The 23,966-nt window shown below is 49.4% G+C and carries 28 protein-coding genes and 4 pseudogenes; 11 read left to right on the top strand and 21 right to left on the bottom strand.

Annotated elements, in window-relative coordinates:
* Positions 1-258: 258 nt before the first annotated feature.
* On the bottom strand, positions 259-1,269 hold the full coding sequence (adhP, locus tag CWI35_RS06500; RefSeq protein ID WP_119877603.1) for an alcohol dehydrogenase AdhP: 1,011 nt from the start codon (positions 1,267-1,269) through the stop codon (positions 259-261).
* 98 nt (positions 1,270-1,367) lie between these two features.
* Between adhP and CWI35_RS18255 the strand changes: the two genes are divergently transcribed.
* Together CWI35_RS18255 and CWI35_RS06490 are read left to right on the top strand one after the other, a co-directional pair.
* Positions 1,368-1,613: a phospholipase D-like domain-containing protein gene (locus CWI35_RS18255; protein WP_128082655.1), complete on the top strand. Its 246-nt coding sequence runs from the start codon at positions 1,368-1,370 to the stop codon at positions 1,611-1,613.
* Positions 1,614-1,727: 114 nt separating this feature from the next.
* Complete coding sequence (locus CWI35_RS06490; protein ID WP_025038928.1) at positions 1,728-2,048, top strand: hypothetical protein; 321 nt, start codon at positions 1,728-1,730, stop codon at positions 2,046-2,048.
* A 124-nt stretch (positions 2,049-2,172) separates the two neighbouring features.
* Here the strand turns inward: CWI35_RS06490 and CWI35_RS06485 are convergent.
* The 4 genes and pseudogenes from CWI35_RS06485 to CWI35_RS06470 all read right to left on the bottom strand — a co-directional run.
* Positions 2,173-2,352, bottom strand: a pseudogene (locus tag CWI35_RS06485) (DUF1572 family protein); the annotation flags it as partial.
* A gap of 41 nt (positions 2,353-2,393) precedes the next feature.
* On the bottom strand, positions 2,394-3,173 hold the full coding sequence (locus CWI35_RS06480) for an ABC transporter permease (RefSeq protein WP_240432174.1): 780 nt from the start codon (positions 3,171-3,173) through the stop codon (positions 2,394-2,396).
* 4 nt (positions 3,174-3,177) lie between these two features.
* On the bottom strand, positions 3,178-3,903 hold the full coding sequence (locus CWI35_RS06475) for an ABC transporter ATP-binding protein (RefSeq protein WP_119877601.1): 726 nt from the start codon (positions 3,901-3,903) through the stop codon (positions 3,178-3,180).
* A 589-nt stretch (positions 3,904-4,492) separates the two neighbouring features.
* Positions 4,493-5,872, bottom strand: coding sequence for a MocR-like pyridoxine biosynthesis transcription factor PdxR (locus CWI35_RS06470; protein ID WP_119877600.1), 1,380 nt, complete (start codon positions 5,870-5,872; stop codon positions 4,493-4,495).
* Between the two features lie 120 nt (positions 5,873-5,992).
* Between CWI35_RS06470 and CWI35_RS06465 the strand changes: the two genes are divergently transcribed.
* From CWI35_RS06465 to CWI35_RS06455, 3 genes and pseudogenes are all read left to right on the top strand, one after another.
* Entirely contained in the window at positions 5,993-6,601 is a 609-nt protein-coding gene (locus CWI35_RS06465; RefSeq protein WP_119877599.1) for an FMN-binding negative transcriptional regulator, read from the top strand.
* 26 nt (positions 6,602-6,627) lie between these two features.
* Positions 6,628-6,952: pseudogene (locus CWI35_RS06460) on the top strand (hypothetical protein).
* A gap of 19 nt (positions 6,953-6,971) precedes the next feature.
* Positions 6,972-7,181: pseudogene (locus CWI35_RS06455) on the top strand (B3/B4 domain-containing protein); the annotation flags it as partial.
* Positions 7,182-7,221: 40 nt separating this feature from the next.
* On the opposite strand, the gene CWI35_RS06450 reads toward CWI35_RS06455, so the two are convergent.
* Positions 7,222-7,713: a YajQ family cyclic di-GMP-binding protein gene (locus tag CWI35_RS06450; protein WP_033013789.1), complete on the bottom strand. Its 492-nt coding sequence runs from the start codon at positions 7,711-7,713 to the stop codon at positions 7,222-7,224.
* 203 nt (positions 7,714-7,916) lie between these two features.
* The gene (locus CWI35_RS06445) at positions 7,917-8,048 is read right to left on the bottom strand and encodes a DUF3941 domain-containing protein (RefSeq protein WP_008879040.1); all 132 of its coding nucleotides are present in this window, start codon (positions 8,046-8,048) and stop codon (positions 7,917-7,919) included.
* Positions 8,049-8,367: 319 nt separating this feature from the next.
* Between CWI35_RS06445 and CWI35_RS06440 the strand changes: the two genes are divergently transcribed.
* Positions 8,368-8,760: a Fic family protein gene (locus CWI35_RS06440; RefSeq protein ID WP_240432152.1), complete on the top strand. Its 393-nt coding sequence runs from the start codon at positions 8,368-8,370 to the stop codon at positions 8,758-8,760.
* A gap of 56 nt (positions 8,761-8,816) precedes the next feature.
* On the opposite strand, the gene CWI35_RS06435 is transcribed toward CWI35_RS06440, so the two are convergent.
* The 4 genes from CWI35_RS06435 to CWI35_RS06425 form a co-directional block, all read right to left on the bottom strand.
* Positions 8,817-9,680 (bottom strand): DegV family protein, encoded by an 864-nt coding sequence (locus CWI35_RS06435; protein WP_119877598.1) that lies wholly within the window; start codon positions 9,678-9,680, stop codon positions 8,817-8,819.
* A gap of 176 nt (positions 9,681-9,856) precedes the next feature.
* On the bottom strand, positions 9,857-10,057 hold the full coding sequence (locus tag CWI35_RS06430) for a DUF3813 domain-containing protein (RefSeq protein WP_033024857.1): 201 nt from the start codon (positions 10,055-10,057) through the stop codon (positions 9,857-9,859).
* 2 nt (positions 10,058-10,059) lie between these two features.
* A complete protein-coding gene (locus CWI35_RS18250; RefSeq protein ID WP_011230248.1) occupies positions 10,060-10,212 on the bottom strand; it encodes a hypothetical protein in 153 nt (50 codons plus the stop codon).
* Positions 10,213-10,557: 345 nt separating this feature from the next.
* Positions 10,558-11,364 carry a Cof-type HAD-IIB family hydrolase gene (locus tag CWI35_RS06425; RefSeq protein ID WP_011230249.1) on the bottom strand — a complete coding sequence of 269 codons (807 nt, stop codon included), beginning with the start codon at positions 11,362-11,364 and terminating at the stop codon, positions 10,558-10,560.
* Between the two features lie 116 nt (positions 11,365-11,480).
* Between CWI35_RS06425 and CWI35_RS06420 the strand changes: the two genes are divergently transcribed.
* Positions 11,481-12,248: an alpha/beta fold hydrolase gene (locus CWI35_RS06420; RefSeq protein ID WP_119877597.1), complete on the top strand. Its 768-nt coding sequence runs from the start codon at positions 11,481-11,483 to the stop codon at positions 12,246-12,248.
* A gap of 268 nt (positions 12,249-12,516) precedes the next feature.
* Here CWI35_RS06420 and CWI35_RS06415 read toward each other — a convergent pair whose 3' ends face one another.
* The 5 genes from CWI35_RS06415 to CWI35_RS06395 all read right to left on the bottom strand — a co-directional run bounded on the left by CWI35_RS06415 (position 12,517) and on the right by CWI35_RS06395 (position 15,486).
* Positions 12,517-12,840, bottom strand: a complete 324-nt coding sequence (locus tag CWI35_RS06415) for a metal-sulfur cluster assembly factor (RefSeq protein ID WP_119877596.1) — start codon at positions 12,838-12,840, stop codon at positions 12,517-12,519.
* Between the two features lie 22 nt (positions 12,841-12,862).
* Positions 12,863-14,113 (bottom strand): membrane protein, encoded by a 1,251-nt coding sequence (locus CWI35_RS06410; protein WP_020279206.1) that lies wholly within the window; start codon positions 14,111-14,113, stop codon positions 12,863-12,865.
* Positions 14,110-14,319 carry a DUF2249 domain-containing protein gene (locus tag CWI35_RS06405; protein WP_013146125.1) on the bottom strand — a complete coding sequence of 70 codons (210 nt, stop codon included), beginning with the start codon at positions 14,317-14,319 and terminating at the stop codon, positions 14,110-14,112. The genes CWI35_RS06410 and CWI35_RS06405 overlap by 4 nt, the downstream gene beginning before the upstream one ends.
* A 3-nt stretch (positions 14,320-14,322) precedes the next feature.
* Positions 14,323-14,556, bottom strand: a complete 234-nt coding sequence (locus CWI35_RS06400; protein ID WP_014195085.1) for a DUF2249 domain-containing protein — start codon at positions 14,554-14,556, stop codon at positions 14,323-14,325.
* Positions 14,557-14,793: 237 nt separating this feature from the next.
* Positions 14,794-15,486, bottom strand: coding sequence for a Crp/Fnr family transcriptional regulator (locus CWI35_RS06395; protein WP_023633922.1), 693 nt, complete (start codon positions 15,484-15,486; stop codon positions 14,794-14,796).
* A 232-nt stretch (positions 15,487-15,718) separates the two neighbouring features.
* Between CWI35_RS06395 and CWI35_RS06390 the strand changes: the two genes are divergently transcribed.
* The gene (locus tag CWI35_RS06390; protein WP_031212676.1) at positions 15,719-18,082 is read left to right on the top strand and encodes a nitric-oxide reductase large subunit; all 2,364 of its coding nucleotides are present in this window, start codon (positions 15,719-15,721) and stop codon (positions 18,080-18,082) included.
* Positions 18,083-18,410: 328 nt separating this feature from the next.
* On the opposite strand, the gene CWI35_RS06380 is transcribed toward CWI35_RS06390, so the two are convergent.
* Together CWI35_RS06380 and CWI35_RS18245 are read right to left on the bottom strand one after the other, a co-directional pair.
* Positions 18,411-18,995 (bottom strand): hypothetical protein, encoded by a 585-nt coding sequence (locus tag CWI35_RS06380; RefSeq protein ID WP_119877595.1) that lies wholly within the window; start codon positions 18,993-18,995, stop codon positions 18,411-18,413.
* Positions 18,996-19,456: 461 nt separating this feature from the next.
* Positions 19,457-19,624 (bottom strand): hypothetical protein, encoded by a 168-nt coding sequence (locus CWI35_RS18245; protein WP_021322324.1) that lies wholly within the window; start codon positions 19,622-19,624, stop codon positions 19,457-19,459.
* Between the two features lie 129 nt (positions 19,625-19,753).
* On the opposite strand from CWI35_RS18245, the gene CWI35_RS06370 reads away from it, so the two are divergent.
* Together CWI35_RS06370 and CWI35_RS06365 are read left to right on the top strand one after the other, a co-directional pair.
* Entirely contained in the window at positions 19,754-19,987 is a 234-nt protein-coding gene (locus CWI35_RS06370; RefSeq protein WP_013523134.1) for a DUF2249 domain-containing protein, read from the top strand.
* A gap of 105 nt (positions 19,988-20,092) precedes the next feature.
* Entirely contained in the window at positions 20,093-20,674 is a 582-nt protein-coding gene (locus CWI35_RS06365; RefSeq protein ID WP_033007367.1) for a molybdenum cofactor guanylyltransferase, read from the top strand.
* Positions 20,675-20,943: 269 nt separating this feature from the next.
* On the opposite strand, the pseudogene CWI35_RS06360 reads toward CWI35_RS06365, so the two are convergent.
* A pseudogene (locus CWI35_RS06360) lies at positions 20,944-21,201 on the bottom strand (transcriptional regulator); the annotation flags it as partial.
* A 137-nt stretch (positions 21,202-21,338) separates the two neighbouring features.
* On the opposite strand from CWI35_RS06360, the gene CWI35_RS06355 reads away from it, so the two are divergent.
* A complete protein-coding gene (locus tag CWI35_RS06355) occupies positions 21,339-22,457 on the top strand; it encodes a TIGR04053 family radical SAM/SPASM domain-containing protein (protein WP_014195094.1) in 1,119 nt (372 codons plus the stop codon).
* Between the two features lie 143 nt (positions 22,458-22,600).
* On the opposite strand, the gene CWI35_RS06350 is transcribed toward CWI35_RS06355, so the two are convergent.
* The gene (locus CWI35_RS06350) at positions 22,601-23,350 is read right to left on the bottom strand and encodes an anti-sigma factor (RefSeq protein ID WP_119877594.1); all 750 of its coding nucleotides are present in this window, start codon (positions 23,348-23,350) and stop codon (positions 22,601-22,603) included.
* Positions 23,340-23,921 carry a sigma-70 family RNA polymerase sigma factor gene (locus CWI35_RS06345; RefSeq protein ID WP_033845520.1) on the bottom strand — a complete coding sequence of 194 codons (582 nt, stop codon included), beginning with the start codon at positions 23,919-23,921 and terminating at the stop codon, positions 23,340-23,342. Before CWI35_RS06345 ends, CWI35_RS06350 begins: the two co-directional genes overlap by 11 nt.
* Positions 23,922-23,966: the final 45 nt, after the last annotated feature.

The raw sequence follows: 23,966 nt of genomic DNA, 5'->3' as shown, positions 1-23,966 counted from the left end.
AAGCTATTTTCCATTCAGATATGCTCTTAGGGGAAGGGGAATCTTCCCCTAAGAGTTTGACATAATCGGATAGCACTTTTCGTAATACTAGAAAGCAGGTGATTTATTAGGCACTGGTGGTTGAACCGGTCGATTTCTCAAAATGAGAAACTTTATGATATCGATCTGTGCCTAAACTAAAAACAGGCAATGCTGAAAAAATCGCCATTTTTCTCCGTTCCCCTAGAAAATTTAGGATTGTTCTTCTGCTGCTTTGTGTTACATTGTTAAAACAACGCGGCCATTGATTTGACCTTTTTCCATCCGTTCAAATACTTCGTTAATTTTTTCTAATGGTACCGCTTCCACAATAGGGCGAACTTTTCCGCGTGCGGCGAAATCTAGAGCTTCTTGCATATCTTTTCGTGTACCGACGATCGAACCTTTTATCGTAACGCCATTTAATACAGTGTCAAAAATAGGAATCGGCAGTTCATCGTGAGGCAGTCCAACTATGACAAGGCAGCCGCCGCGTCGCACGGATTGATAAGCTTGTTCGAACGCTTTTTTCGTTACAGCAACGCTAATAGCTGCATGCACTCCGCCTACTTTTTCACGAATGGCTGCTACAGGGTCTTCTTGCAATCCATTGATCGTAATATCAGCACCCAACTTTGCCGCAAGTTCTGCCTTTTCATCACTGATATCAACAGCAACAACATTTAATCCCATTGCCTTGGCATATTGAAGAGCAATATGGCCCAATCCCCCGATTCCATAAATAGCGACCCATTCGCCAGGCTTGGCATTTGAAACTTTTAATGCTTTATACGTTGTGACTCCAGCACAAAGAATAGGAGCAACTTGTACAGGATCGAGATTTTTAGGAATTCGTGCGACATAATTGGCCGGGGCTTTGCAATATTCTGCATAACTGCCATCGACAGAGTATCCACCATTTAATTGATGTGGACAAAGTGTTTCTTGACCGCTTAAACAATATTCACATTCACCGCATGCCGAGTATAACCATGGAATGCCAACACGGTCGCCAATTTGGATTGATTTCACTCCCTCGCCGACCTCAACAACGATTCCTACTCCTTCATGACCAGGAATAAGCGGAAGTTTCGGTTTTACCGGCCAATCCCCATGAGCCGCATGCAAATCGGTATGGCAGACGCCACAAGCTTCAATTTTCACAAGCACTTCGCCATATCCTAGTTTTGGTTTCTCCACTTCTTCAATTTGAAGTTTTTGCTTGAATTTGTGAACAACGGCGGCTTTCATTTCTCACCATCTCCTTATAAAGTTTTTTGGTTTCGCCTACTATGAAACGCAAAAATCGTGCCAAGTAATAATGGTGAAGAAGAGGGGGTGGTGATAAAGTGAAAGAACATTTAAAACAAGCAAGTTCTCAATTTGAAAAGTCGACTTCCTCAGAATTTGCGAATAAACGGTTGGAAGAAATAAACATGCTTCAACAGCTCCTAAAGAGATTTGATAGGGGAAGCGTGCCAAGATTTCGTCCATTTTCTCCAAATGTTCGGCAATTTTGTTCGAAAATTCGAACTTATCAAATGAGTGTCCCAAAAGAGATAGGACACCTTTTCTTATTGCCGAATAACGCATGAACTCTCTGCTCGAAGATGATTGTGATGAGTGTTTGAATATTTGGAAAAAGGAAGAGGGGGAATGGAAAGAGAAGTATAAAATATTACCTCACCTTGATGAAAGGGGTCGAAAACATGCATAAACACTTGCCCATGGAAGAAGATGTGATGGATTTGCTCATTGGTGGTTTTTCCGGCGTGATGTTGGTCGCCATCATAACGGTTGTTTTTCTTTGGCGGAAGGACCGGCCACGTCGTTCCGCATGGCATTGGATTTTTGCTCATTTTCTGCTGTTCTCTATTGCCGCCTACTTTGCATTGAGAGCAATCAAGTTTGATCTTACCCATGTGCAGGCATCTGAAGAAATCTCCCTCCTTCTTGGCAAGGCGGGGCTGGCGTGGGGAGTGGGGATGGTTTGTTTGTTGGTCGGCATTGTGAAACTTTCCAGACGATGACCACGATTTAGATCGGTATGATTGTAGAGAAACGCCAAGCTGCAAAAAAAAGCCATCCGCCTTTATCGACTGACGGTTCTGAGGGGCGGATGGCGTTTGCATGATCATTCGAATCAGAAGCTGCTTATGTTGTTTTTCGATTTCTTGGTATGGTCAGTGTTTTCCAGTTGTTTGCGTTCAGCTGTTTCGCGATATAGACGATTTGCCCGATATGATACGAATAATGGTACATTTGCCGCTCAATGGCTTCGATGACGGAATGGGGTTCGCCGCGGATCGTGACTGTCCGCAACAAATCCGTTTTCGCCGAAAGGGTGCGAAATGTGAGGGATAACGTCCGCTCTTTTATACGTAGCTTCCGATTTTTCCGTTTTTTCTCGCCCAATGCCATTGTTGCTTCAAGACCAATGAGCCCATGGCCAGCCATAATAGCGAGATGCCGAGAGCAGGAAAGAATACGGGCCATCCTTCATTCACTCCTTGCACGGCCCAAGAAAGGGGAGAAAAGTAGTTGAGAATATGAAACGCTGTCGGCAATAAATTTGAAGATAGAAAAAAACCTGAGAAGATTAATAAATAATAAAGCAGCACCTCGGTAACGGCTCCGACTTGTTTTAAGCGAAGGGACAGTCCTAAAATGAACACACCGATTCCCGTCATCCCGATTAGGCTTACGCTGCCAAATACGACGATCTCCGTTATCATGGATAATATTCCCGAGAGAATTTCGGAAAATCCAATCATCAAAGCCGCACAGATGAAAAAGAGCACTACCCACACGGATGATAATGCGATTTCCGCGATCACTACGCCCATTAAAACTTGCCATGGGGGAGTCTTGGTGGAAAGTACCTGCTCTGCCGTGCCGAGATATGCTTCTTCGATCACCGTGTTGCCGAGCTTCGAGATCAAATGAGCACTTAAGTACCAAAGGCTGAAACCGAATAGTTTGACCGTCGCTTCCTTTCCGGTCTGTATCGGGCTTGCGTACAGCGTGCCGAGAAAAAAGACAAATTTAATGATCAGCCCAACGGTAAAATCGAACCAATACCGACGATACTCTGCCCTTTTTTTCAAAAAGGAAGCCAATACTACATTCAAGATTTGCAGGGGCAACCGACTCACCTCCTTAGACGGATAGGTTGGAACGAACAGCGGCCAAAAAATGAGTTTCAAGGTCGGCTGGAGTTGAAAAATGTTCTTTCGTGCCGCTCCAAACGATTTTTCCGCCTTGAATAAAGACAAACTTATTTCCAACGGCGTGGGCAAAAGGAATGTCGTGGGTGGTGATGAGAACGGCTTTCCACCATTGGTTTTCTTCCGTTAACATGGTTCGGATATGATGTTGCGACTCAACATCAAGGCCAAGAGTTGGCTCATCAAGGAACAAAAACGGCGCTCCTTTCATTAAGGCGATCGCAAATGCCAGTTTTTGTTTCATCCCACGTGAAAGGGTTTGGGTAAGACACTCAGCGTATGGGGTTAGATTCAACACGGCCATCATTCGTTCGGCTCTTCGTTTTGCTTCAGCACGACTCCATTTGTTCAGCAAGCCGAAGTATAAGAGATTTTCCAAAACAGTTAAATAGGAATAGGAGTTGTCAGCTTCTTCAAATACGACCGCAATCGACTCGCGCGCTTCATCTGGATGGCGGACAACATCTACTCCATTGACATAGATGCTGCCGCTGTCTGGTGCAGTAAGCCCGATGATGCATCTTATTAAAGTAGTTTTTCCGGCTCCATTCGGCCCTAAAAGAATAAGTCGATCCCCTTCAACCAGTTCAAGGGAAACATTATGTAATACTTGGCGGTTTGGCGGATAGATTTTGTTTACGTCTTGCACGGCAATCATTTTTTTCTACCCTTTCCATTTAATAAGCTAGGGTGGTCTTGAAAAATCTTGAGGACCACCCGAAAGGATTATTACCAACTCGCTGGGACTTGAGACGGAGCATGTTTTAGTATGTCGTCACTTGTTGGAATAGGAGGGACCACCGTAAGAGAACCATGTCCTTCCAGTCGATAGAAAAGCTTTGTAGAAATACTGGTGGAAAGTTCAATAGCTATATCAATTTTGCACCACATATTAAATGGTCTATGATTTTTTCCACCCATATTCTCTTTCCCCTTTACCTGAATCCGTGATAAAGACGCGTTCAAAGCTGCCAAGAAAACTGGATCAATCAACAAAATATTGCACTCGGGGTTCTTCACCTAATAGGTGAACATTCGAAATGGAGTCGAAGTCTCGACACGATTGGGTTTCCCAGCATTTTTGATACACTTCTGTCACGGATTCAGGCTTTAGTGTATTATACAAAAAAACAAAAAAATGTAAATATTTAAAATTAACGTGACATTAGAAACCGATCAAAAATACACGCCAAGACAGGGATTCCATGAGCCTGTGTAAAAAGAGATCGTTTTCCGTGAAGTCGTCGTCAACACCATGCTTTTTTGAGCAGTTGGACTCCAAGCTCAATATCCTCGAGCGACAAGCCGCTAAAACCGAGCTTGATCATGGGTCGGTCTGGCCGTTGGTTCACAAAATAGCGCGAAGTGGGATACACTTTTACCCCACACGATAGGGCGCGTTGAAGTAGCTGTTCTTCTGAACAATCGGAATGAACTTTGATTAACACGTATAAACCGGACTGTTCGCCAATAATGGAGATCATATCCCCAAATGCTTTTCGCAGTAGTGATGTTAAATGCTCCATTTTTCGTTTGTACACGAGGCGCATGCGTTTAATATGGCGGCCCCATTCCCCCTCCTCCATAAATTTGGCCATCGCCAATTGGCTGAGGATGGACGCAGTGCTTTCGAAAAGGCGAAACTGCTGCTGATAACGGTACAAAAGTGACGGCGGCAACACCATGTAGCTTAAGCGAATCCCAGGCAGAAACGATTTTGAGAAATTGCCCAGATAAATGACTCTTGACGAATCAATGGAGGCAAGAGCCGGAAACGGCTTTTGCGTGTAACGGAATTCGCTGTCGTAATCGTCCTCGATAATATAGCCATCGACGTTGTTCACCCATTGAATGAGCCTGTGCCGTTGCTGGATCGGCATGCTGACTCCCATCGGGCTTTGATGTGAAGGGGTGACATAGATGAGCCGCGATCGCCTGTTCTCGAGCGGTGAAAGATCGATGCCGGTTTCGGAAACAGGCACCGTTTCCAGCTGAAAGCGGTGAAACAAAAACGCTTCTCTGGCGCCGTCATAACCAGGGTCTTCGACGATCATGCTGTTGAATTCATCTTTTAGAATATAGCCAAGGGAGAGAAGCATTTGCTGTGTGCTGCTTCCAATGATGATGGCGTTTGGCTCTGTGATCACCCCGCGGGATTCGAGAAGATAGATGGAGATTTGTTTGCGCAAGCATAATTCCCCAAACGGATCCCCATAGCGAAAACATCCTTTGGCTGCCAATACTTGATTGGAAATTCTTCTCCATGCTTTAACGGGGAAATGATCGGCATCGACGGTATCGGCGCGAAAATCGACAACAACGGACGTTGCTGCTTCCCTTGCCGATTGGCGTGCAGAAATGCGGGCTTTTGGAATGAAAAGAGGTTCCACTTCATTGGCAAAATACCCTTTTCGTTTTTCCGCGCGAATATATCCTTCCGCTACTAGCTGTTCGTAAGCCATTAAAGTTGTGTTCCGGCTGACATTTAATGATTCGGCGAGTTGGCGAATGGAAGGAAGCGGCTCATTAGCTCGAATGTCGCCTTGTTCAATCAATGATTTCAATTTTTCGTAGATTTGCTTGTATTTAGGCGAGCCGTCCTTCAAGTCAAAAATGATCGTCTTCATGTTCATCCTCCTGACATGTTTATTTTTTTGTTATTGTCACTTTTTTTATGTCAGTTTTGATTATATTATACATTGTGAACAATGGAATGCTGTAATTGAAAAGATGGGGGGAGAGGACTGATGTATATTCCGAAGTATTTTGTCATCAACGATATGTCTGTCGTCTATGAGGTGATCGAGGAGAACAGTTTTGCCACCTTGGTGTCGATGCATCAAGGGGAGCTGTTTGCCACCCATTTGCCGCTGTTGCTCAATCGGGAGAAAACGTGTTTGTACGGCCATTTTGCCCGTTCGAATCCGCAATGGAACGACATTCAACATCAGACGGTCTTGGCGATTTTCCACGGTCCACATTGTTACATTTCTCCTTCTTGGTATGAAACGAACCAGGCGGTGCCAACATGGAATTATGTGGCCGTCCATGTGTATGGGAACGTGGAGTTGATCGACGATGAAGAAGAAATCATGCAGTCGCTGCACGATATGGTAGAAAAATACGAAGCACCGGGCAGCCGTTACCAGCTGTCAGAGGTCGATGCTAAGTTGCTTTCCAAGATGAGAAGCGGAATTCAAGCTTTTAAAATCCATATCGAGCGAATAGAGGGAAAAGCCAAATTAAGTCAAAACCATTCTGTACATCGGCAAGAGAGGATCATCAAGCAGCTCGAGCAAATGCCATTTGAAAACGAAAAGCAAATCGCTTTCTTGATGAAAAAGCAACAGCAGTGAAATAGAAAATGAAGGAGTGAGATGTGATGGATCTTGCGGCGATCGGTGTGTTTATAGTGGCAGCCACGGCGCTGCTCATCGTCCCCGGACCGGCGGTATTGTACATCATGGCTAGGAGCATGAGCCAAGGAACGAAAGCAGGGGTTGTATCGGTGTTCGGCGTAGCTTTTGGGGGCGATATTTGTTGTTCTCGCCTTGCTAAATGACAGCTTGTATGCCATGTTGGCCGCGGACATCCGCAAACGGCTGGCTGCCAAGAAAGGAAGTATGAAGGTGATGAACCGGGTGGCGGGCTGTTGTTATATCTTGTTAGGACTATTCTCCGCCTTGGCGAACCCTTCGAAACCGTAAGGAAATGGAGGAGTGAATGATGACACGTTTTGTTGTTGAAGACGATGTTTGGGCCATATTTCCCCATGCCAAAATCGGTGTGGTCGTTGCCCAAGGGATTGACAACAGCATCAAGAATGCCAGTGTTTACGAACAAATGCTGCGGGAGGCGGAGAAAGAGGCGCGGAAATTCCTGGAGTTTGAAGAATTGAGCCGCAACCCCGTCATCGTTGTTTGGCGAGAGGCGTTTCACTAAACAAGAAAAGCGGATGGAGGCTTGCCTCATCCGCTTATCGATAATTCACAAACTGCACCTCAATCGGCAAATCCGCTTCGCGAATGGCGGCGATCACCTTTTGCAAGTCGTCTTTGCTTTTGCCGCTGACGCGAATTTGGTCATCTTGCACTTGGCTTTTCACTTTCAAGCCGGTGTTCTTGATGATCGTGGTGATTTTTTTCGCGTTTTCTTTGTCGATCCCTTGGACGAGCTTGGCGCGCTGGCGCACTGTGCCGCCTGATGCCGGCTCGATTTTGCCGTATTGGATGTTTTTCGTCGCCACCCCGCGCTTAATGAGCTTGCCGATGAGCACATCTTTCAGCTGCTCAAGCTTAAACTCGTCGTCGGAGATGAGAACGAGCTCGTCTTTCTCGAGCGAAATGTCGCTTTTGCTTCCTTTGAAGTCGTAGCGCGTCTTGATTTCTTTCATGGCGATGTTAATCGCGTTCGCCACTTCCGACAAATCGACTTTGGATACGATATCAAACGAACTTTCTTTGGACATAAGCAACCTCCCGGGCGTGTGATGTACTTTCATTATAGAAAAAGGTGGGAGGAAAGACAACAATGATCAAAGGGGCAAGAAGGTTAGTTTCGTCCTTTATCCGGAAGAGGCCGGCATGTAGCACCATGCTGAAAGCGGGACTTGATGCAGGGGGAACAATGTGAAAAAGGCGGTGTTTTCGGCCGCCTTTTTTGTCATTTTGCTCACAAATGATCCGTCTTCTTCGAATACGCGAACTTCCCGGCTTCGCGGTTTTTTTCGCGCATCATGTTTTTCTCATGGCGTTTCGCCTGGTTGTCGCGCGCTTTTTTGTCGTTGTCGCTTGTGTTTGGCATCGGTAGCCCTCCCTTGTTTCGATCGTCCATCATTAGTATGCGGTAAATGGAAATGAACTATATGGAAATAGGGGAAGGTAGTTTGTGGAAAGATAAATTGAGAATTTTTCTTAACAAATGGTTCGCTTCAGAGTATAATTAAGTACAAAAATAGAGATAAATGTTTGTAATAGGGTAAATATAGGTGTTTAACGATCATTTTTTATCTAAAATGTTCGTAAAGGGGAATGAAAAATGAAACGAAAACCGTTTGTCCCCTTCAAGCTTCCTCTTAGCGAAGATGTCGTGAATCAAATGCGTTTTCTTTTTTGTCAGCGATGTGCTTGAACGGGATAAGCACAAGTATTACCGCTATTTGAATGATACCCGCTACAAAGGCGACTGGACGCAATGGATTCAGTTTTTCTTGCAATGCGTCCATTTACAAGCGAAACAAAATGTTCGCTTGATTCAAAAAGTAAACGATTTGTATGAAGAGGATTTGGAAAAGGCAAGTGCGCTTGTGAACAGCCATAATATTCGAACCGTTGTCAATGTCATGTTCCAGCACCCGATTTTTACCGCGAACATGATGGCGGAGTTGACCGGTTTGCCGGAAGCAACGGTTCGGCGCTATTTGAATCGGTTTGAGGAACAGCAACTCATTTTCTCGGATGGCCGGATGCGGTCCAAAACGTACTACTACTACAACCTTCTTGATCAACTTCGGTGATGAGGACAGGCGCCTGTGTTGTGCAGGCGCCCGTGTTTCGTCCGGCGGGAAAGGCGTCAGATCTCAATATATTTGTTCAGAAAAAAGAGGGCAATCGTCCCCGGTCCGGCGTGTGCGCCGATGGCGCTGCCGATGTCGGAGAGGAAAAAGCGCGTGCAGCCGTGCGTTTCTTCGATCATTTGTTTCAGCTCCAAGGCGGTTTCTTCGTCATCGGCATGGCTGATGCCGATCGTTTGTTTTTGAAGATCGTTGCCGCGTTCGCCCATCAACTCGACCATGCGCTTTAACACTTTTTTTCGCCCGCGCCATTTTTCGAGCGGAATAAGCGCCCCGTCTTCGACATGGAGAAGCGGTTTAATGTTCAGCAGCCCGCCGAACGCCGCGGCGGCTTTACTGATGCGGCCGCCGCGCGCCAAGTAATCCAAGTTGTCAACGGTGAAAATGTGTTCCATATGGCGGCAATACGCCTCGATCGTTTCACAAAGCAAGTTGTACGGTGTGTTTTGTTTCGCCAGCTCGACTGCCTTCATGACGGCGAGCCCTTGGCCAAGAGAGGCGCATTTCGAGTCGATGATCGTCAGGCGAAATTCCGGATATTCACCAAGCAGTTCGCTGCGCACGGCCATCGCTGTTTGGTATGTACCGGATAATTTCGATGAAAAGGCGATGTAAAGGCATGGCCGGTTTTCTTTGGCGTATGGCAAAAACAGTTCCTTCATCGCCAGCGGGCTTGGCTGTGCCGTTTTCACCGTATGCCCTTGGCGCATGGCGTCATATACTTGCTTCGGCTCGATCGTGATGCCATCTTCGTAATCTTGGCCGTTCCAATGAACGACAAGCGGCAAAAAGGCGATTTGATGCTCGCGGATGTATGCTTGCGGCAAATCCGCGCCGCTGTCGGTAATGATTTGAATGGACATCTTTCGTCCTCCTCTTTTCTCCTTCCGTGTTCCCCACGGCTCGGTCGGATGAACCAACCGTTTTCGCAGGTGAACGGTGATTCATGTTTCTATGTTCAGTGTAGCGGTTTTTAGCTCGGAATACAACGGAAAATCGGGAGCGGGCGAAAAAAAGAGCTGCGGGAAGCCCGCAGCGGTTATTGAGTGAGCTCATCAAGCTCGGCTTGAAATTGACGCAACTGCGCTTTTTCCGCCGTGTTGGAATGCGCATAGGCAGATGACAAGGCGTTTTTGGCGATGGCAATGGCGCGGTCGACGTTCATGTCGATTTCGCCGTTAGCCGCTTGTTTGGCCTGCGCGACCGCTTTGCGCGCCTCTTGGAACAGGCGGTTGCCCATCGCTACGCTCCTCCAAGCGACGTTTCCATCGCTTTTTCCGCTTTGCGCGCTTCCGCCTCGGCGTACGTTAAATGATAAGGGATTCGCTTGTCATGCCGTTCAACCGCATCGACGCTTTGTTGGACGAAACGCTTCGATTTGTTTCGTTTGCCCATGACGGATTCCCCCTTTAAAATATGAAGACGCGCGTTGCGTCACGTATAGTGTAACCGCACGGGGGGAACAGTAGTAAGGAAATTCGTTACAACACAAGTCGCTCTACAAAGCGGCAAGGCGGTTGGAGCAAGGTGAAAAGAGAAGCATCAGCCAGCGTTTAGATTGTAGGAAGCAGATAAGGCTGGTGATGGAACGCGGAAAACGCTCCAGCAAAGCGTTCGCCAACGGAGCAGCATCGAAACAGTTCTTTTTTCTGTTCATGAACATTTTGGAGAAACGCGCTTTTTCATCCATCTTAATGGACGGCGCCAAAAAAGGCGGCTCGGAAGCCGCCGCGATGGAAACTACAAACGAAGCAAATCCTGCAAATATGCACCGACGCCGTCTTCTTCATTGGTTTTTGCCACATCGTCGGCAATGGTTTTCAACGGTTCGATGGCGTTGCCCATCGCAACACCGAGACCGGCCCAGTCGATCATCTCGAGGTCGTTGTCTTCATCGCCAAAAGCAATGACGCGCTCCCTTGGGATGCCGAAATAGTCGGCGACTTGTTTTAAGCCTGCAGCCTTATGGACGCCATGGCGGATGATTTCAATGACATGCCATGGTTCGCTCCAGCGCCGTTGGTGAATGACGTTGGCGTACACATTCGCTAAGTGTGATTGAATCCGCTCGATATGATCATCGTCCGTGTACACGAGCACGCTCGTCGGGTCTTTGCCAAGCGAGCGGCGCAAATCACCGATTTCCACGGTCGGGTTGCCAAGGCGGACGATGTCAAGCAACACCTCGTCATGTTGGTGGAAATAGACATCGTCTAACACTTCGGCCATCATATTCTTGATTCCATAGGATTCGCTGATTTCAACAATGTCTTTGACGATCGCAAGCGGCAGCGGGTAATGGTGCATGCCCCACGACGGCTGGCGCGGATGGTGGACAAACGCGCCGTTGAAATTGACGATCGGCGTTGCAAGGCCAAGTTCTTCGTAGTACATGGAGCTTGCCCGGTACGGGCGGCCGGTGGCGATGACAACAAAATGGCCGGTGTCGATGGCGCGGCGGATGACGTCTTTGGTAAATGGAGAAATCGTTTTATCCCCTTTGAGCAACGTTCCATCCAAATCCAACGCGATTAAATACGGCTTCATGTCCGACTCCTTTGCCCTCGTTATTCTTTACACTACATAGTGTAACTCTTTTCCAAAATCGCTGTCCATATGGTAAACTATACAGCGATGAAAAAAGAAAAGGGGTTTGTGCAACCATGGTGATCATTGAACAGGAACAGTTGGCCGGCGTGCCGGTTCTTCACGTTGTCAAGCCGGAAAAGCGGGACGAACGGCTGCCGCTGATTTTCTTTATCCACGGCTTTACGAGCGCCAAAGAACATAATTTGCATTTCGGCTACTTGCTCGCCGAGGCGGGCTACCGCGCTGTGCTTCCCGACGCGCTGTTTCACGGTGAACGGGACGAAGGCTTGAGCGAACGGAAATTGCAGCTGTCGTTTTGGGACATTGTTGTGCGCACGATCACCGAAATCGAGGAGATGAAAAACGACCTTGTAAGCCGCGGATTGGCGGATCCCGAACGGATCGGGCTCGCTGGGACATCGATGGGCGGCATCGTCACATTCGGCGCGCTCGCCGTCTATCCGTGGGTGAAGGCGGCGGTGGCGCTCATGGGCTGCCCGAACTACAGCGCCTTTTTTGACGCGATGATGGAAGAAGCGAAGCGGCGTCAAATCGACATTCCGCTGCCGCCGACGCTGCTGGCGCTCGAAAGAGAAAAGCTCGCCCGCTATGATCTATCGAAACAGCCGGAAAAACTTGCGGGCCGGCCTTTGTTCATCTGGCACGGGAAAGCCGACCAAGTCGTCCCGTATGCTTATACATATGAGTTTTACAAGCAAATTAAACCACTTTATGAAGGAAACGAAGACCGGCTGCAATTCATCGCCGACCCGCACGCCGGCCATAAAGTGACGCGTGAAGCGTTTTTGGAGACGGTGCGCTGGTTTCGCGAGCATGTGTAAGCAAAATCGGCAATGAGGAAACGAACATGTTTGTGGTCAGCTAAAGCGTGCTTCACAAGAGGGAATCCGCCTTTTAAAAACAAAAAAGGCGGATTTTTCGTTTGAGCACATTTTTTATTCAAATAACGGATGGATGACCGGGTGTTTTCGCCGGTCGAAGAGTTGGATCGGATCGCCGCGGGAGGGGCGATGAAGCGGGAAGCCCTCGATTGGCGAGGATTTCCCCGGTGGATTCGATATGTCGGATACATCGCCTTCGCCTTTTTTGTCATCGTTCCTTTGATGGCATGGTTGTGAAATGCCCAAGCTGCCGGAGCGCGTCTTCGCTCATTCGCTCCGGCGTCCATGGCGGGTTCCATGTCACTTGGACGCGCACGTCACGGATGCCGTCAATGTGCTCAAGCGCCCGTTTGACGCCGCCGGCGATCGAGTCGTGAAGCGGGCAGCCGGGGGTCGTGAGCGTCATCAGGACATTGATATGCCCATCTTCGATTTTTAAGTCATAAATCAACCCTAAATCGACGACGTTAATGCCGAGCTCCGGATCAAGGACCGTTTTCAGCTGTTGAATGGCAAGTTCGCGGACATCCATCGTTCTTTTCCTCCTCATTCGCTTATTTTCGGAAGACCGTTAAAATCGTTCCGGCAAAGGCAACGCTTAATCCAGCCAACAGCACTTGAGTGATGGCGAACAGCGGCACGCTCGCGACAGCAAGCGCAACGGCCGCCAGCGCGAGGGCGATGAGCCATAGGCGGCATTGGACGGTGACGGCTCGCTCATTCATCATTTGCTTTAACGTCGGCACGTTTTGTTGACCGACTTTTTCACTGTAGCGATGCGTCCACCATAAAAACGGCACGATTTTGAACAAATAGCCGACGATGCTGAAGAGAATCCAGCCGACAATGAATAAATAAACAATGATGCCAAGCAGCCGTCCGCTGCCGACGACGATGGCGACAAAGGCCGCAACGTGCAGCACAAGGCCGATGACGATGGCCGAAAGCGAAAAGCGGAACGGGCGGTCAAGCGTTTTTTTCATCCGCTTTTGCAAAATGGCGCGGATATGCCAGGCGAAAACAACGAATCCGCTCATGAGCAAGGCTGCACCGGCTGCAAGCCATGCGTGGCTTCGCAAGAATAAGCTGGCGAACGCCACAGCAATCCCGCTGATGTACAGCGCATAGACGTAACGCGCCGGCCGCAGCGAAAAGCCGTGGGCGAGCGAGAACATCGGCGCCATTTTGTACGAAAAGCCTATGATGAGCAGTGTGAACCAGCCGCACAGCCCGAACAGCACATGCAAGCCGAACACCGTTTCATGACTGTTGGCGCCTGTGGCGGCGAAAAAGTGAAAGGCAAGCAGCCCTCCGGCGGCGCCCGTCAGCAGCAAAAACAACAAGGAAGTCGCGACAAACAGCGTCATGATCGTTTTGTTTTTTTGTTGTTTTAATGTCATCGCCATTTGCCAGACAAACAGCACGATGCCGAACAGCAGAAGCAAGCCAGGGAGAAACGCCTGGTTTGGCGTAAACGCTAAACTGGCGGCAAAGGCGACGATGCCGAGAGCGGTGATCGCAAACTGCCAAAAACCGAGCCGCTCGCTCCAAATCGGCGTCAAAAAGGCGACCGGAACGAGCTGGTACATCGCCCCCATGGCCGTCATCAATGCAAAGCCAAGCAACGCCAGGTGGGCCGCCGCCCACACGAACGGCAGCCGGAACGCGCCGCTGCTAAGTGAGGGAATCGCTCCAAGCAACATAAGCTGCGACGCGGCGAACGCCAACACGGCGAACATGATAAACGAGAACGGAAGACGGACGTCTGTTTCCGTCCCCGTGCGAGTAGGAAACACGTTGCTCATCCTTTCGTAATGCGGATTTCAAAACTGCCGTCTTCGCGTGCGACCGTCTCGTGCCGGTAGCCAAGCTCGTCAAGCTGCTCGTACAAAAACATCGGGCGGCGATCGTTAATGATCGTCAGCGTCTCCCCAGGATTCAGCTTAGCGAGGGCAGCGAGCGTCCGCATCATTGGCTGCGGCGGCTCGAGTCCGCGGTTATCGAGGATCATCGGTCATCCCCCCTGTTTGACAAACGTTACTCTCCAATGTTTTTTCTCGATTTGTTCGGCCTCGTACGTAAATCCTTTCGCTTTCATAATCGGAAACAACGGCAGCGGCTTGAACGGGGCGTGTAAAATGAACGTATCGCCCGGCTGCAGCGGCTTGATGGCGTTCATAATTTTTTCAAACGGTTCCCGCTTTTGCCGCAAATCTTCGCGTACATCGAGTTCAATCGTCACACCCATGCGCTTTCCCTCCTTTTTGACTATCATGATAATCATTTTCACTGTGGAATGTTGTGATATAGCTCACATCTTTCGGCCGAAACATGACATATTCCACTTTGGAAAAAAGGTTTCGTTTTCGTTTGAAAGGGCGGAATAGCATGTTCCAGAAAGATGGGCTTGCCGAAATGTTTGAAAGGAAACCCCATCAGCTCCATTGCGCATCCCGACCGGTGCCGGACGATGGGGAAAAAGGAGTTAGAAAAAGATTTCTTGTTCGAGCCCTTCGCGGTCAATCAAATAAAAGCCGTGTTCGTCGACGTCAACCAGCCCTTTCCGTTTCAGTTGGCTCAACGTGCGGCTCACCGTTTCCCGGGCGGTGCCGATCATGTTGGCCAGCTCGCGGTTTGTCACATGGGCGGTGAGGCGGTGCCACTTCCCTTGTTTGACGGCGTTCGTGCGCGTCAGCCGCAACAAAAGCAACACGATTTGTTCGTACGTATTATGGAGCACTTGCGCTTCGAGCCGGTTTTGCAAATCAACGATTTTTTCGCCCATGACGCGAAACAGTTTTATGCAAAGTTCAGGGCTCGCCATCAGCACTTGTTCGAAATCGTGGATCGGGATCGCGATCAATGTCGCTTCCTCGACCACTTCGGCGTGGGCCGGATAGGTGCCTTTTAAGAAAAAGCCGGCATGCGGAAACATTTCTCCCGTCTGCAAAATCGAAACGATTTGTTCTTTCCCGCTGAAGTCCGTTTTATAAATTTTTACCGTGCCGGAATGAATGAAATAGACTCGCTCGAGCGGGTCGCCTTGCATAAAGACAAACGTCCGCGGCTTGTAAACGCGCACGTGGGAAATGGCAACCAGCGAATCAAGCTCGTAATCGGACAGTTCACGAAACAACGGAACAGCTTTTAAGCGGTCTTTCATCCAATGGTTCGCCATGGCGTTCTCTCCTTTGGAAATGTGACAAAAGTGTGGCGGCTGTCAACAGAGCATCGATGCTTTTCTCTTTTTGAACATCCGCGCCGTTTGGCCTTTTCTGCCTTCATTGTATACATTCTCACGCCATAAAGCTGTGATATAAATCATAACGGACATTTGCCCCGGCTCACAAACCGCCGAACGATCAGCGCGCTACAATGGGGGCGAACAAACGAGAAGGAGGTTGGCTCATATGGAAGTTCATCGATCCGTTCGCCCCAACATGCGGCCGGGGCGGCAAACGACCAACAGTTTTCTCAAATCGATTCTCATTTTCACTATTGTGATCAGCTTTACCGTCCTGCTTGTCGGCGGATATTGGATTTTTAAAGAAATGGCGCCGAGGCCGAAGGAAGTGCGCAGTGAAGACGGCCAAGTGTTGATGACGAAAGAAACGATCATCGGCGGGCAGGCCGTCTTCCAAAAATACGGGCTGATGGATTACGGAACCGTGCTTGGGCATGGGTCGTATATGGGGCCGGACTATACGGCGGAAGCGTTGAAAATTTATACGGAAGGCATGCAAGATTACAAAGCAAAAGAGCGGTATCACAAACCGTTTGCCGATTTAACCGCCGATGAGAAAACGATCATCCGCGAACAAGTCATCAAGGAAATGCGAAAAAATCGCTACAACCCGGTTACGGATGTTCTCGTCCTGACAGATGCGCAAGTATACGGGTTGGAAAAAGTGCGCGACTATTACCGCGACGTGTTCACCAATGGCGATGGTTGGGGATTGAAAAAAGGATTGATCAAAGAAAGCGACATGCCAAAATCAGGCCGTGCTTGGGTCGCGGACGGCGACCAAATCAAGCAAATTGCCGACTTTTTCTTCTGGACCGCTTGGCTGTCAAGCACGCCAAGACTTGGCGACCACATCACCTATACGAACAACTGGCCGTACTATGAGGACGCCGGCAATACGATGTCGTTTTCCGCGGTATGGTGGAGCGGCGCGAGCGTCACGATTTTGATTTTGTTCATCGGGATCATTTTGTATGTGTTCCACCGCTATCAGTTAAGCATGCAAGAAGCGTATGCAGAAGGGAAGTTTCCAGTCATCGATTTGCGGCGGCAGCCGCTGACTCCGTCGCAAGTGAAAGCGGGCAAATATTTCGTCGTTGTATCGGCGCTCTTTTTCGTCCAAACGATGTTCGGGGCGCTGCTCGCCCACTACTATACAGAACCAGACAGCTTCTTTGGCATCAAATGGATCCATGACCTATTGCCGTTTAACATCGCCAAAGGGTATCATTTGCAGCTGGCGATTTTCTGGATTGCGACCGCATGGCTTGGCATGGGGATTTTCATCGCCCCGCTTGTCGGCGGGCAAGAGCCGAAAAAGCAAGGGCTGCTCGTCGATCTGCTCTTTTGGGCGCTTGTCGTCCTTGTCGCCGGCAGCATGATCGGCCAATGGCTCGGCGTCAACGGCTATTTAGGAAACGAATGGTTCCTGTTTGGCCACCAAGGTTGGGAATACATTGAGCTAGGCCGCGTTTGGCAAATCATTTTAGTCGTGGGCATGCTGCTTTGGCTGGTCATCGTCTTCCGCGGCGTCAAACGCGGGCTGAAGCAAGAAAGCGACAAAGGCGGGCTCATTCACTTGCTGTTTTATTCGGCCATCGCCGTTCCGTTCTTTTACATCTTCGCGTTCTTTATCGAGCCGGATACGAACTTTACGATGGCTGACTTCTGGCGCTGGTGGATCATCCACTTGTGGGTGGAAGGCATTTTTGAAGTGTTCGCCGTTGTTGTCATCGGGTTCTTGCTCGTTCAATTGCGGCTCGTAACGAAAAAATCGACGGTCCGGGCTCTCTATTTTCAATTTACGATTTTACTAGGCAGCGGTGTCATCGGCATCGGCCACCACTATTACTACAACGGTTCACCGGAAATTTGGATCGCCCTTGGCGCGGTGTTCTCGGCGCTCGAAGTGATTCCGCTCACGCTCCTTATTTTGGAAGCGTATGAGCAGTACAAAATGATGCGCGACGGCGGGGTCAACTTCCCGTACAAGGCCACATTCTGGTTCTTGATTTCAACCGCCATTTGGAATTTGGTCGGCGCTGGCGTGTTCGGTTTCCTCATCAACTTGCCGGCGGTCAGCTACTTTGAACACGGGCAGTTTTTAACGCCGACCCACGGCCATGCGGCGATGATGGGCGTGTATGGCATGTTTGCGATCGCCGTGCTCCTTTATTCGCTGCGCAACATCGTCAAACCGGAAGCATGGAACGACAAATGGCTGAAATTCTCTTGCTGGATGCTGAACATCGGCCTGGCTGGCATGGTTCTCATCACGCTTCTCCCGGTTGGGGTGCTGCAAATCAAAGAAGCGTTTGAACACGGCTATTGGGCGTCCCGTTCGCCTTCGTTCTTGCAACAAGACGTCGTACAAAACTTGCTGCTTGTCCGCTTTGTTCCGGATACGATCTTTTTGATCGGCGTCGCCGCCTTGCTTGTCTTTGCCATCAAAGCGATGTTCCATTTGCGCAAACCAACTCACGGCGAAGGGGAAGAGCTGCCGGTGGCGAATTTGGCGGAGGAAGAATAACAAAAACGGGCTGACCCAAAACGCGAATGCGTTTTGGGATTAGCCCGTTTTTACACGAAATATAGAAGAGAATCGTTCGTTTTCTGGCAGAATAGAGTCACCATAAACCACTATCACCGAAAAAGGAGCGATTCTTTTATGACACATCATCATATTTTTGAAGAGTGTACCGTGGATCACCTCACGTTGCCAAGCGATATCATTCCATTGGATCATATGGCTCATGTAGTTTACGAAATCGCCAAGCGCATTCCGATGGAGACGTTTCTTCCTTACTATAAAAGGCGGCCACACCTAAGAAAGGTAGGGAGGGATGCTCTCTCCTTGCTTATGGTGCCTTAATAAGACGAATGCTGGAAATTGCCGCTTCTTGTTCAATCGAACGCCTAGAAAGAAGATCTAAAATCCGTTCGTGCTTTTCCATGTTTTGTTCTATTTTCTTAACGATTTCATTTGTTTCAAGCACTGCTTGTTGGACGAAAACAAACTCTTGCTTCGTGACCATATTGGCTTTGACATGATCTAATTCTTTCATTAGGTTGTTCTTTACGTCCTCAAGCTCCTGTTTGGTAGCCATGTTGGCTTTGATGTCTTCAAGTTCTTGTTTGGTAGCCATGTTGGCTTTGATGTCTTCAAGTTCTTGCTTGGTAGCCATGTTGGCTTTGATGTCTTCAAGTTCTTGCTTGGTAGCCATGTTGGCTTTGATGTCTTCGATCTCTTTTGTGAAACTATGCTTCACTTCTTCAAGTTCTTGTTTCGTTGCCATGTTGGCTTTAATATCCTCAAGCTCTGTTGTGAAGTTTTGCTTCACTTCTTCGAGCTCCTGTTTCGTTGCCATGTTTGTTTTGACGTCGCTTACTTCATGTTCGATAATTTGGAGCTTGTCCAAAATTTGTTTCAATATCTCTTCCAAGGAAAATCCTCCCTTCTAATAAGATATATAGCAGCCCTGGAAAAGCGAGTGATGATGAATCGCTCCTTTCTTTTGAGGACTGGGGAAACGAGCGTGTAGAGTAAGTGGTTGAGGAAAGGGATGGGATTGTAGCGCAGAACAAATGAGGACAATCGTTCCCCATTCATATTATAAATGATTCGTAGAAATTTGAAAATAACGTTTTGTGTCATTGTCGCTTTGTATCCGTCCAGGAAAAGGAGTGCGTTTTAGCCCGTACGGTCATGTTAATCCCGGCAGCGACATTGTTTTTAAGAAAATCGAACTTCCTTTCTTTAATAATAAGGAGAAACAAGGGATTTAATCGGAATCGTTCATGATCAATATCAATGTACGATTTAAAAAAGAAAGAGCTGGCTCCAAAAGTCCACTTGTTAGTGGATTTTTGGGTCAGCCCCCCTTTCATTTGTGAACGTTTTCAATCACTTGTGGCATTTGTCCGGCGTGGTGTGTTCGGTTTCCTTTTGCTTGTCATAGCATGGAAAGCAGTACAACGTCTCTGTTTCTCGGCTGACGACGCCGTTTAAAAACCCATGCAGACAATGGATCGGCTTGCCGCATTGCGCGCAAAAGCCAACAAGCTCTTCCAACCGCCATTTCTCCTTTCATGGGGATTGAACATGTTCACCTTCGGGCTGTGACGCTCGTCACTACCCCCCAAGGTTCAAGCGGTTATGATAAAGTATATAATTCATTATACTACAAAGGAGGCCAATGTTATGAACCAATTTGCCGCCAAAATCCACGCCCCGGACTATCCGCCGCGCGACCGCCATCCGGCAATTTTTCGGCTGTTTGACAGTTTGAAGCCGGGGGAAGTGATGGAGCTGACGAATGACCATGACCCGCGTCCGCTGCAATACCAATTCATGATGGAGCGTCCGGATCAGTTTACATGGGAGTACTTAGAGGAAGGGCCGGACGTATGGCGGGTGGCCATCGGCAAAAAATAAATCATCCGCTCCATTGGGATTTCCGTCTGCAGGCGGAAATCTTTTTTTTTCGCCGGTTGGTATGGTACGGTAAAAACAAACGATGGATGTCCGGAAAGGGGAAGCATGATGAAACAAACGATTGCCGGAGCGGTGCTCGCCGGCGGCCAGTCGCGCCGGTTTGGGCGGCCGAAGGCGTTTGCGTTGCACGAAGGAGCTCCGTTTTTCACTTGGTCCGTCGCGGCGCTGCGATCCGTCGCCGATGAATTGTACATCGTCAGCCACCCGTCGCTTATCGATGAATTCCGCCGGCAAACGGACATCCCGGTGCTGCTCGATGTGGAGCGCTGCCGCGGCTGTGGGCCGCTTGCCGGCCTTTACACCGTCATGGAACAGAGCCGAGCCGACTGGGTGTTCGTCCTGCCGTGCGACATGCCGTACATGCGGCGGGAAGTGGCGGAGCGGCTTGCTTCCTATATCGATCCGACGTTTGACGCCATCGTTCCACTCCATGGCGGCCGCCCAGAGCCATTGGTCGCTCTATACCATCGTCGGCTTCGTTCCGTGATCGCCGAGCTGCTTGACGCCGGCGAACGGCGGATGATCTCGCTTATTGACGGCGCCCGCGTCCGCTATGTTGACGCCCAACAGCTTGCCGCGGATGAAACCGTATGGCGCAATGTCAATACGGAGGGAGAGTACCGGTGAAGGGGGAATTGTGGCCGAAGGAGACACAGCATATACTTTTTTTCAATCAGAAGAGCCATCCTTGACCACGAAATGGTTCTTTTTCCCGGCTTTTCACCATAAAATGCACTTGATGCAGGAAGACGCTCATGATACGCAAGTGAAAAATGATTTCGCCTGTACAATAACTGTCAATAAAAGGTCAAGTGCACCTTTTGATGATGACCTTGAATTTTATGAAACGGCAACAGTGCGAAAAAAAAGAACCGTACGGCCTCGGCTCTTTTGCGTCATTGGACTGGGGGTTGATTTTGGTCCATTTCCTTCGCCAGGTCCGCTACTTCGGCGACGGTCAGCCCCGTTCGTTTCGCGACTTCGTGAATAGGCAGAACGTCAAGCAAGTTTTTCGCGATTTCGATGGCTTTTTGTTTTTCGGCTTGTTTGACCGCCTTCTCTTTTTCCTGTTCTAGATCTTCTACGCGCAAACGAAAGACTTTATTCATTTTCATCCACTCCTTTACTTTTTGGGCGTATGGCGGGTCAATATATTATACCGCCTGTTCAGATGGCTGTCATCTTCGCCCATGGTACGATCGCCCTCTGTTGTGGCTTTGCTGTGGATGTGATCGATATCACATAACGCGCCTGAATGTTGCGGTACAATGGAGGCCAAGGAGGGAATTGGATGCACGATTTCAATAAAAACCCGTTTATCGTCATTTGGGAGTTGACACGGGCGTGCCAACTCAAGTGCCTTCATTGCCGCGCTGAAGCGCAATACCATCGCGATCCGCGCGAGTTGACGTTTGAGGAAGGGAAAAAACTGATCGATGAGATTTACGAGATGGATCAGCCGATGCTCGTCTTTACGGGCGGCGATCCGCTCATGCGTCCGGATGTGTACGATTTAGCGAAATATGCGATCGATAAAGGGCTGCGCGTGTCAATGACGCCAAGCGCGACGCCGAACGTGACGAAAGAGGCGATCCGCAAAGCAAAAGAGGTCGGTCTGTCGCGCTGGGCGTTCAGCCTTGACGGGCCGAACGCCGAGATTCACGACCATTTCCGCGGCGTGAGCGGCTCGTTTGATTTGACGATCCGTGCGATTCAATACTTGCATGAGCTCGACATTCCCGTGCAAATCAACACCGTCATTTCGCGATACAACGTTCATGTGCTTGATGAAATGGCGGAATTGGTTGAGAAGCTGAAATGCGTCCTTTGGAGCGTCTTTTTCCTTGTGCCGACAGGCAGGGGGAAGGAGGAGGACATGATTTCCCCCATCGAGCATGAGCGGGTGTTCCGCTGGTTGTATGAAACGAGCAAGCGCGTTCCGTTTGACATTAAAACGACAGCCGGCCAGCATTACCGCCGCGTTGTGCTGCAGGCGAAAATGCGCGAAGGAAAAGCGACAAAAGGCGGCATCCGTTACGAAGATGTGTTGAACCAAGGGTTGACCGGACAAGTCGACGGGCTCGGCCGCGCGCCGAAAGGAGTAAACGACGGCAACGGTTTCGTCTTTATTTCCCATATTGGCGACGTCTATCCGAGCGGGCTGCTGCCGGTCAAAGCCGGGAACGTCCGGGAAACGCCGCTGGCGGACATTTACCGACACTCGCCGATTTTCCAAGACTTGCGCAATCCGGACAAATATAAAGGAAAATGCGGCGTCTGCGAGTTCCGATATGTGTGCGGCGGCTCTCGTTCACGCGCTTACGCTGTAACGGGCGACTATTTGGAAAGCGAGCCGTATTGTGTTTACATTCCAAAGGCGCTGCGGACAAAAGAGCGAAGCCAACGGTAAGAGGGCGGTGAAAAACGGCCGCTTAAAATGACGGCGCTACGGCGTTCGTGAGACGGTTGCCCGGGCGCATGCGGCGGATGTTGGATGTGTGTTCAAAACATACGGGGGAGGAGCAGGCGCCCTTCCCCATTTTTGTTGAAAGATCATTCGTGGTTCAACTCGACTATAAAGGTCTCGGGCCCGGTCGGCGCCGCGCTTCCCCCTTTTGGTTCGAGGCTCGCTTTAATTTGCTTGAACTGTTTGACATCCTCGCCGGTGATCAAAATGCGCGCCGCTCCGTGGCGGATCGTCAACAGTTCCCCTTTGACCTCGTTGTTGGTGTAAATGATCCACAATTGATAATCGCGGGCCGCAAACGGCGGCAGCCCTTCAATTTCCATCAACATTTCCTTCGTATCGTCATTGAGCCAAATCGTGCCGTCCATCTGTTGAAAGAGCGCCGATGGCTCAATCGGAATTTGTTTCGTTTTGGGATTATGGATGATTCGCTCGATCGGAATGTCGGTATGTTGTTCGACAATCTGGTATCGATATGGCTCATCCGATCGGTCATGGGAAGCGGCTGGTCCGTCGCTGGGAGCGGAAAGGCGCAAGGTGAAAAGGAAAACGGCCAAAGCTGCACCGATCCACCCGCCTGCCATGCGGAGACCGCGCCGCATCCGCTTCGTTTGTTTTTGCGCTTCTGCTTGGGCCCAAATTCGCTCTTTATGAGAAAGGGGAGGTGCTTTATATTGAGCTTCCTCCTTAAGCCCGATGTTTTTCCACGCTTCAAGCAAGCGTTGGCATTCAAGGCACTGCTTTAGATGGTTGGACACGTCTTCTTTTTCTTGCTCTGGCAGCATGCCTAACAGCCAGTCCACGATTTTTGCTTCCGAAATATGGCTATGCTTCATGCTGTTCTTCACCTCTGCCAGCCCCCATCCAGTGGAACAGCTCTTTTTGTTTCCGCAAATTGCGCAAGCCGTAGCGGATGAGCGACTTGACGGAGCCTAACGGTTTGTTCATCGCGGCGGCGATTTCCCGCTGTGTTTCCCCATGAAAGTAAAAGTGAATGATCGCTTGCCGCTGCTCCTCGGGGAGATGGGTTAAAGCGTCTATGATGACTTGTTGTTCCAGTTGGCGGAGAAAATCAAATTCCGCCCCCTTTTCTGTTAAAGCTGCTTCCTCAAGGCGGCTCACTAAAAGATCCCGTTTCTTGCGCAGGCGGTCGAGCGACCGGCTTTTCGTTTTCACGGCAAGAAAGGCTTGAACGGTTCCCCGTTTCGGGTCGAATTGATGCGGTTTTTGCAAGATTTCGAGAAACACATCGTGGCTGACATCTTCCGCCTCCACCTCGTCGCCGACGATCCGAAGAGCGATATGATAGACCATCGGAGCGTATTTTTCGTAAAAACGGTCAAAGGCGGCGCGCGAGCCTTCGGCGATCTTCTCGAGCAGTTCGAGGTCTTCCCGTCGGTCTTCCATCTTGCCCACCTCCCGACGCATGCTTGGAATGGTTGCTCTGCATCT

This window comes from [Bacillus] caldolyticus (assembly GCF_003595605.1).
Lineage (GTDB): Bacteria > Bacillota > Bacilli > Bacillales > Anoxybacillaceae > Geobacillus > Geobacillus thermoleovorans.
The sequence above is the reverse complement of the archived record's forward strand: the minus strand, read 5'-3'. Positions and strand labels throughout refer to the sequence as shown.

Excerpts from the sequence above, each read along its gene's own strand:
- adhP (WP_119877603.1), bottom strand. The coding sequence starts at position 1,269 with ATGAAAGCCGCCGTTGTTCACAAATTCAAGCAAAAACTTCAAATTGAA.
- CWI35_RS06490 (WP_025038928.1), top strand. The coding sequence starts at position 1,728 with ATGCATAAACACTTGCCCATGGAAGAAGATGTGATGGATTTGCTCATT.
- CWI35_RS06475 (WP_119877601.1), bottom strand. The coding sequence starts at position 3,903 with ATGATTGCCGTGCAAGACGTAAACAAAATCTATCCGCCAAACCGCCAA.
- CWI35_RS06470 (WP_119877600.1), bottom strand. The coding sequence starts at position 5,872 with ATGAAGACGATCATTTTTGACTTGAAGGACGGCTCGCCTAAATACAAG.
- CWI35_RS06465 (WP_119877599.1), top strand. The coding sequence starts at position 5,993 with ATGTATATTCCGAAGTATTTTGTCATCAACGATATGTCTGTCGTCTAT.
- CWI35_RS06450 (WP_033013789.1), bottom strand. The coding sequence starts at position 7,713 with ATGTCCAAAGAAAGTTCGTTTGATATCGTATCCAAAGTCGATTTGTCG.
- CWI35_RS06445 (WP_008879040.1), bottom strand. The coding sequence starts at position 8,048 with ATGCCAAACACAAGCGACAACGACAAAAAAGCGCGCGACAACCAGGCG.
- CWI35_RS06435 (WP_119877598.1), bottom strand. The coding sequence starts at position 9,680 with ATGTCCATTCAAATCATTACCGACAGCGGCGCGGATTTGCCGCAAGCA.
- CWI35_RS06430 (WP_033024857.1), bottom strand. The coding sequence starts at position 10,057 with ATGGGCAACCGCCTGTTCCAAGAGGCGCGCAAAGCGGTCGCGCAGGCC.
- CWI35_RS18250 (WP_011230248.1), bottom strand. The coding sequence starts at position 10,212 with ATGGGCAAACGAAACAAATCGAAGCGTTTCGTCCAACAAAGCGTCGAT.
- CWI35_RS06425 (WP_011230249.1), bottom strand. The coding sequence starts at position 11,364 with ATGAAGCCGTATTTAATCGCGTTGGATTTGGATGGAACGTTGCTCAAA.
- CWI35_RS06420 (WP_119877597.1), top strand. The coding sequence starts at position 11,481 with ATGGTGATCATTGAACAGGAACAGTTGGCCGGCGTGCCGGTTCTTCAC.
- CWI35_RS06415 (WP_119877596.1), bottom strand. The coding sequence starts at position 12,840 with ATGGATGTCCGCGAACTTGCCATTCAACAGCTGAAAACGGTCCTTGAT.
- CWI35_RS06410 (WP_020279206.1), bottom strand. The coding sequence starts at position 14,113 with ATGAGCAACGTGTTTCCTACTCGCACGGGGACGGAAACAGACGTCCGT.
- CWI35_RS06405 (WP_013146125.1), bottom strand. The coding sequence starts at position 14,319 with ATGATCCTCGATAACCGCGGACTCGAGCCGCCGCAGCCAATGATGCGG.
- CWI35_RS06400 (WP_014195085.1), bottom strand. The coding sequence starts at position 14,556 with ATGGGTGTGACGATTGAACTCGATGTACGCGAAGATTTGCGGCAAAAG.
- CWI35_RS06395 (WP_023633922.1), bottom strand. The coding sequence starts at position 15,486 with ATGGCGAACCATTGGATGAAAGACCGCTTAAAAGCTGTTCCGTTGTTT.
- CWI35_RS06390 (WP_031212676.1), top strand. The coding sequence starts at position 15,719 with ATGGAAGTTCATCGATCCGTTCGCCCCAACATGCGGCCGGGGCGGCAA.
- CWI35_RS06370 (WP_013523134.1), top strand. The coding sequence starts at position 19,754 with ATGAACCAATTTGCCGCCAAAATCCACGCCCCGGACTATCCGCCGCGC.
- CWI35_RS06365 (WP_033007367.1), top strand. The coding sequence starts at position 20,093 with ATGATGAAACAAACGATTGCCGGAGCGGTGCTCGCCGGCGGCCAGTCG.
- CWI35_RS06355 (WP_014195094.1), top strand. The coding sequence starts at position 21,339 with ATGCACGATTTCAATAAAAACCCGTTTATCGTCATTTGGGAGTTGACA.
- CWI35_RS06350 (WP_119877594.1), bottom strand. The coding sequence starts at position 23,350 with ATGAAGCATAGCCATATTTCGGAAGCAAAAATCGTGGACTGGCTGTTA.
- CWI35_RS06345 (WP_033845520.1), bottom strand. The coding sequence starts at position 23,921 with ATGGAAGACCGACGGGAAGACCTCGAACTGCTCGAGAAGATCGCCGAA.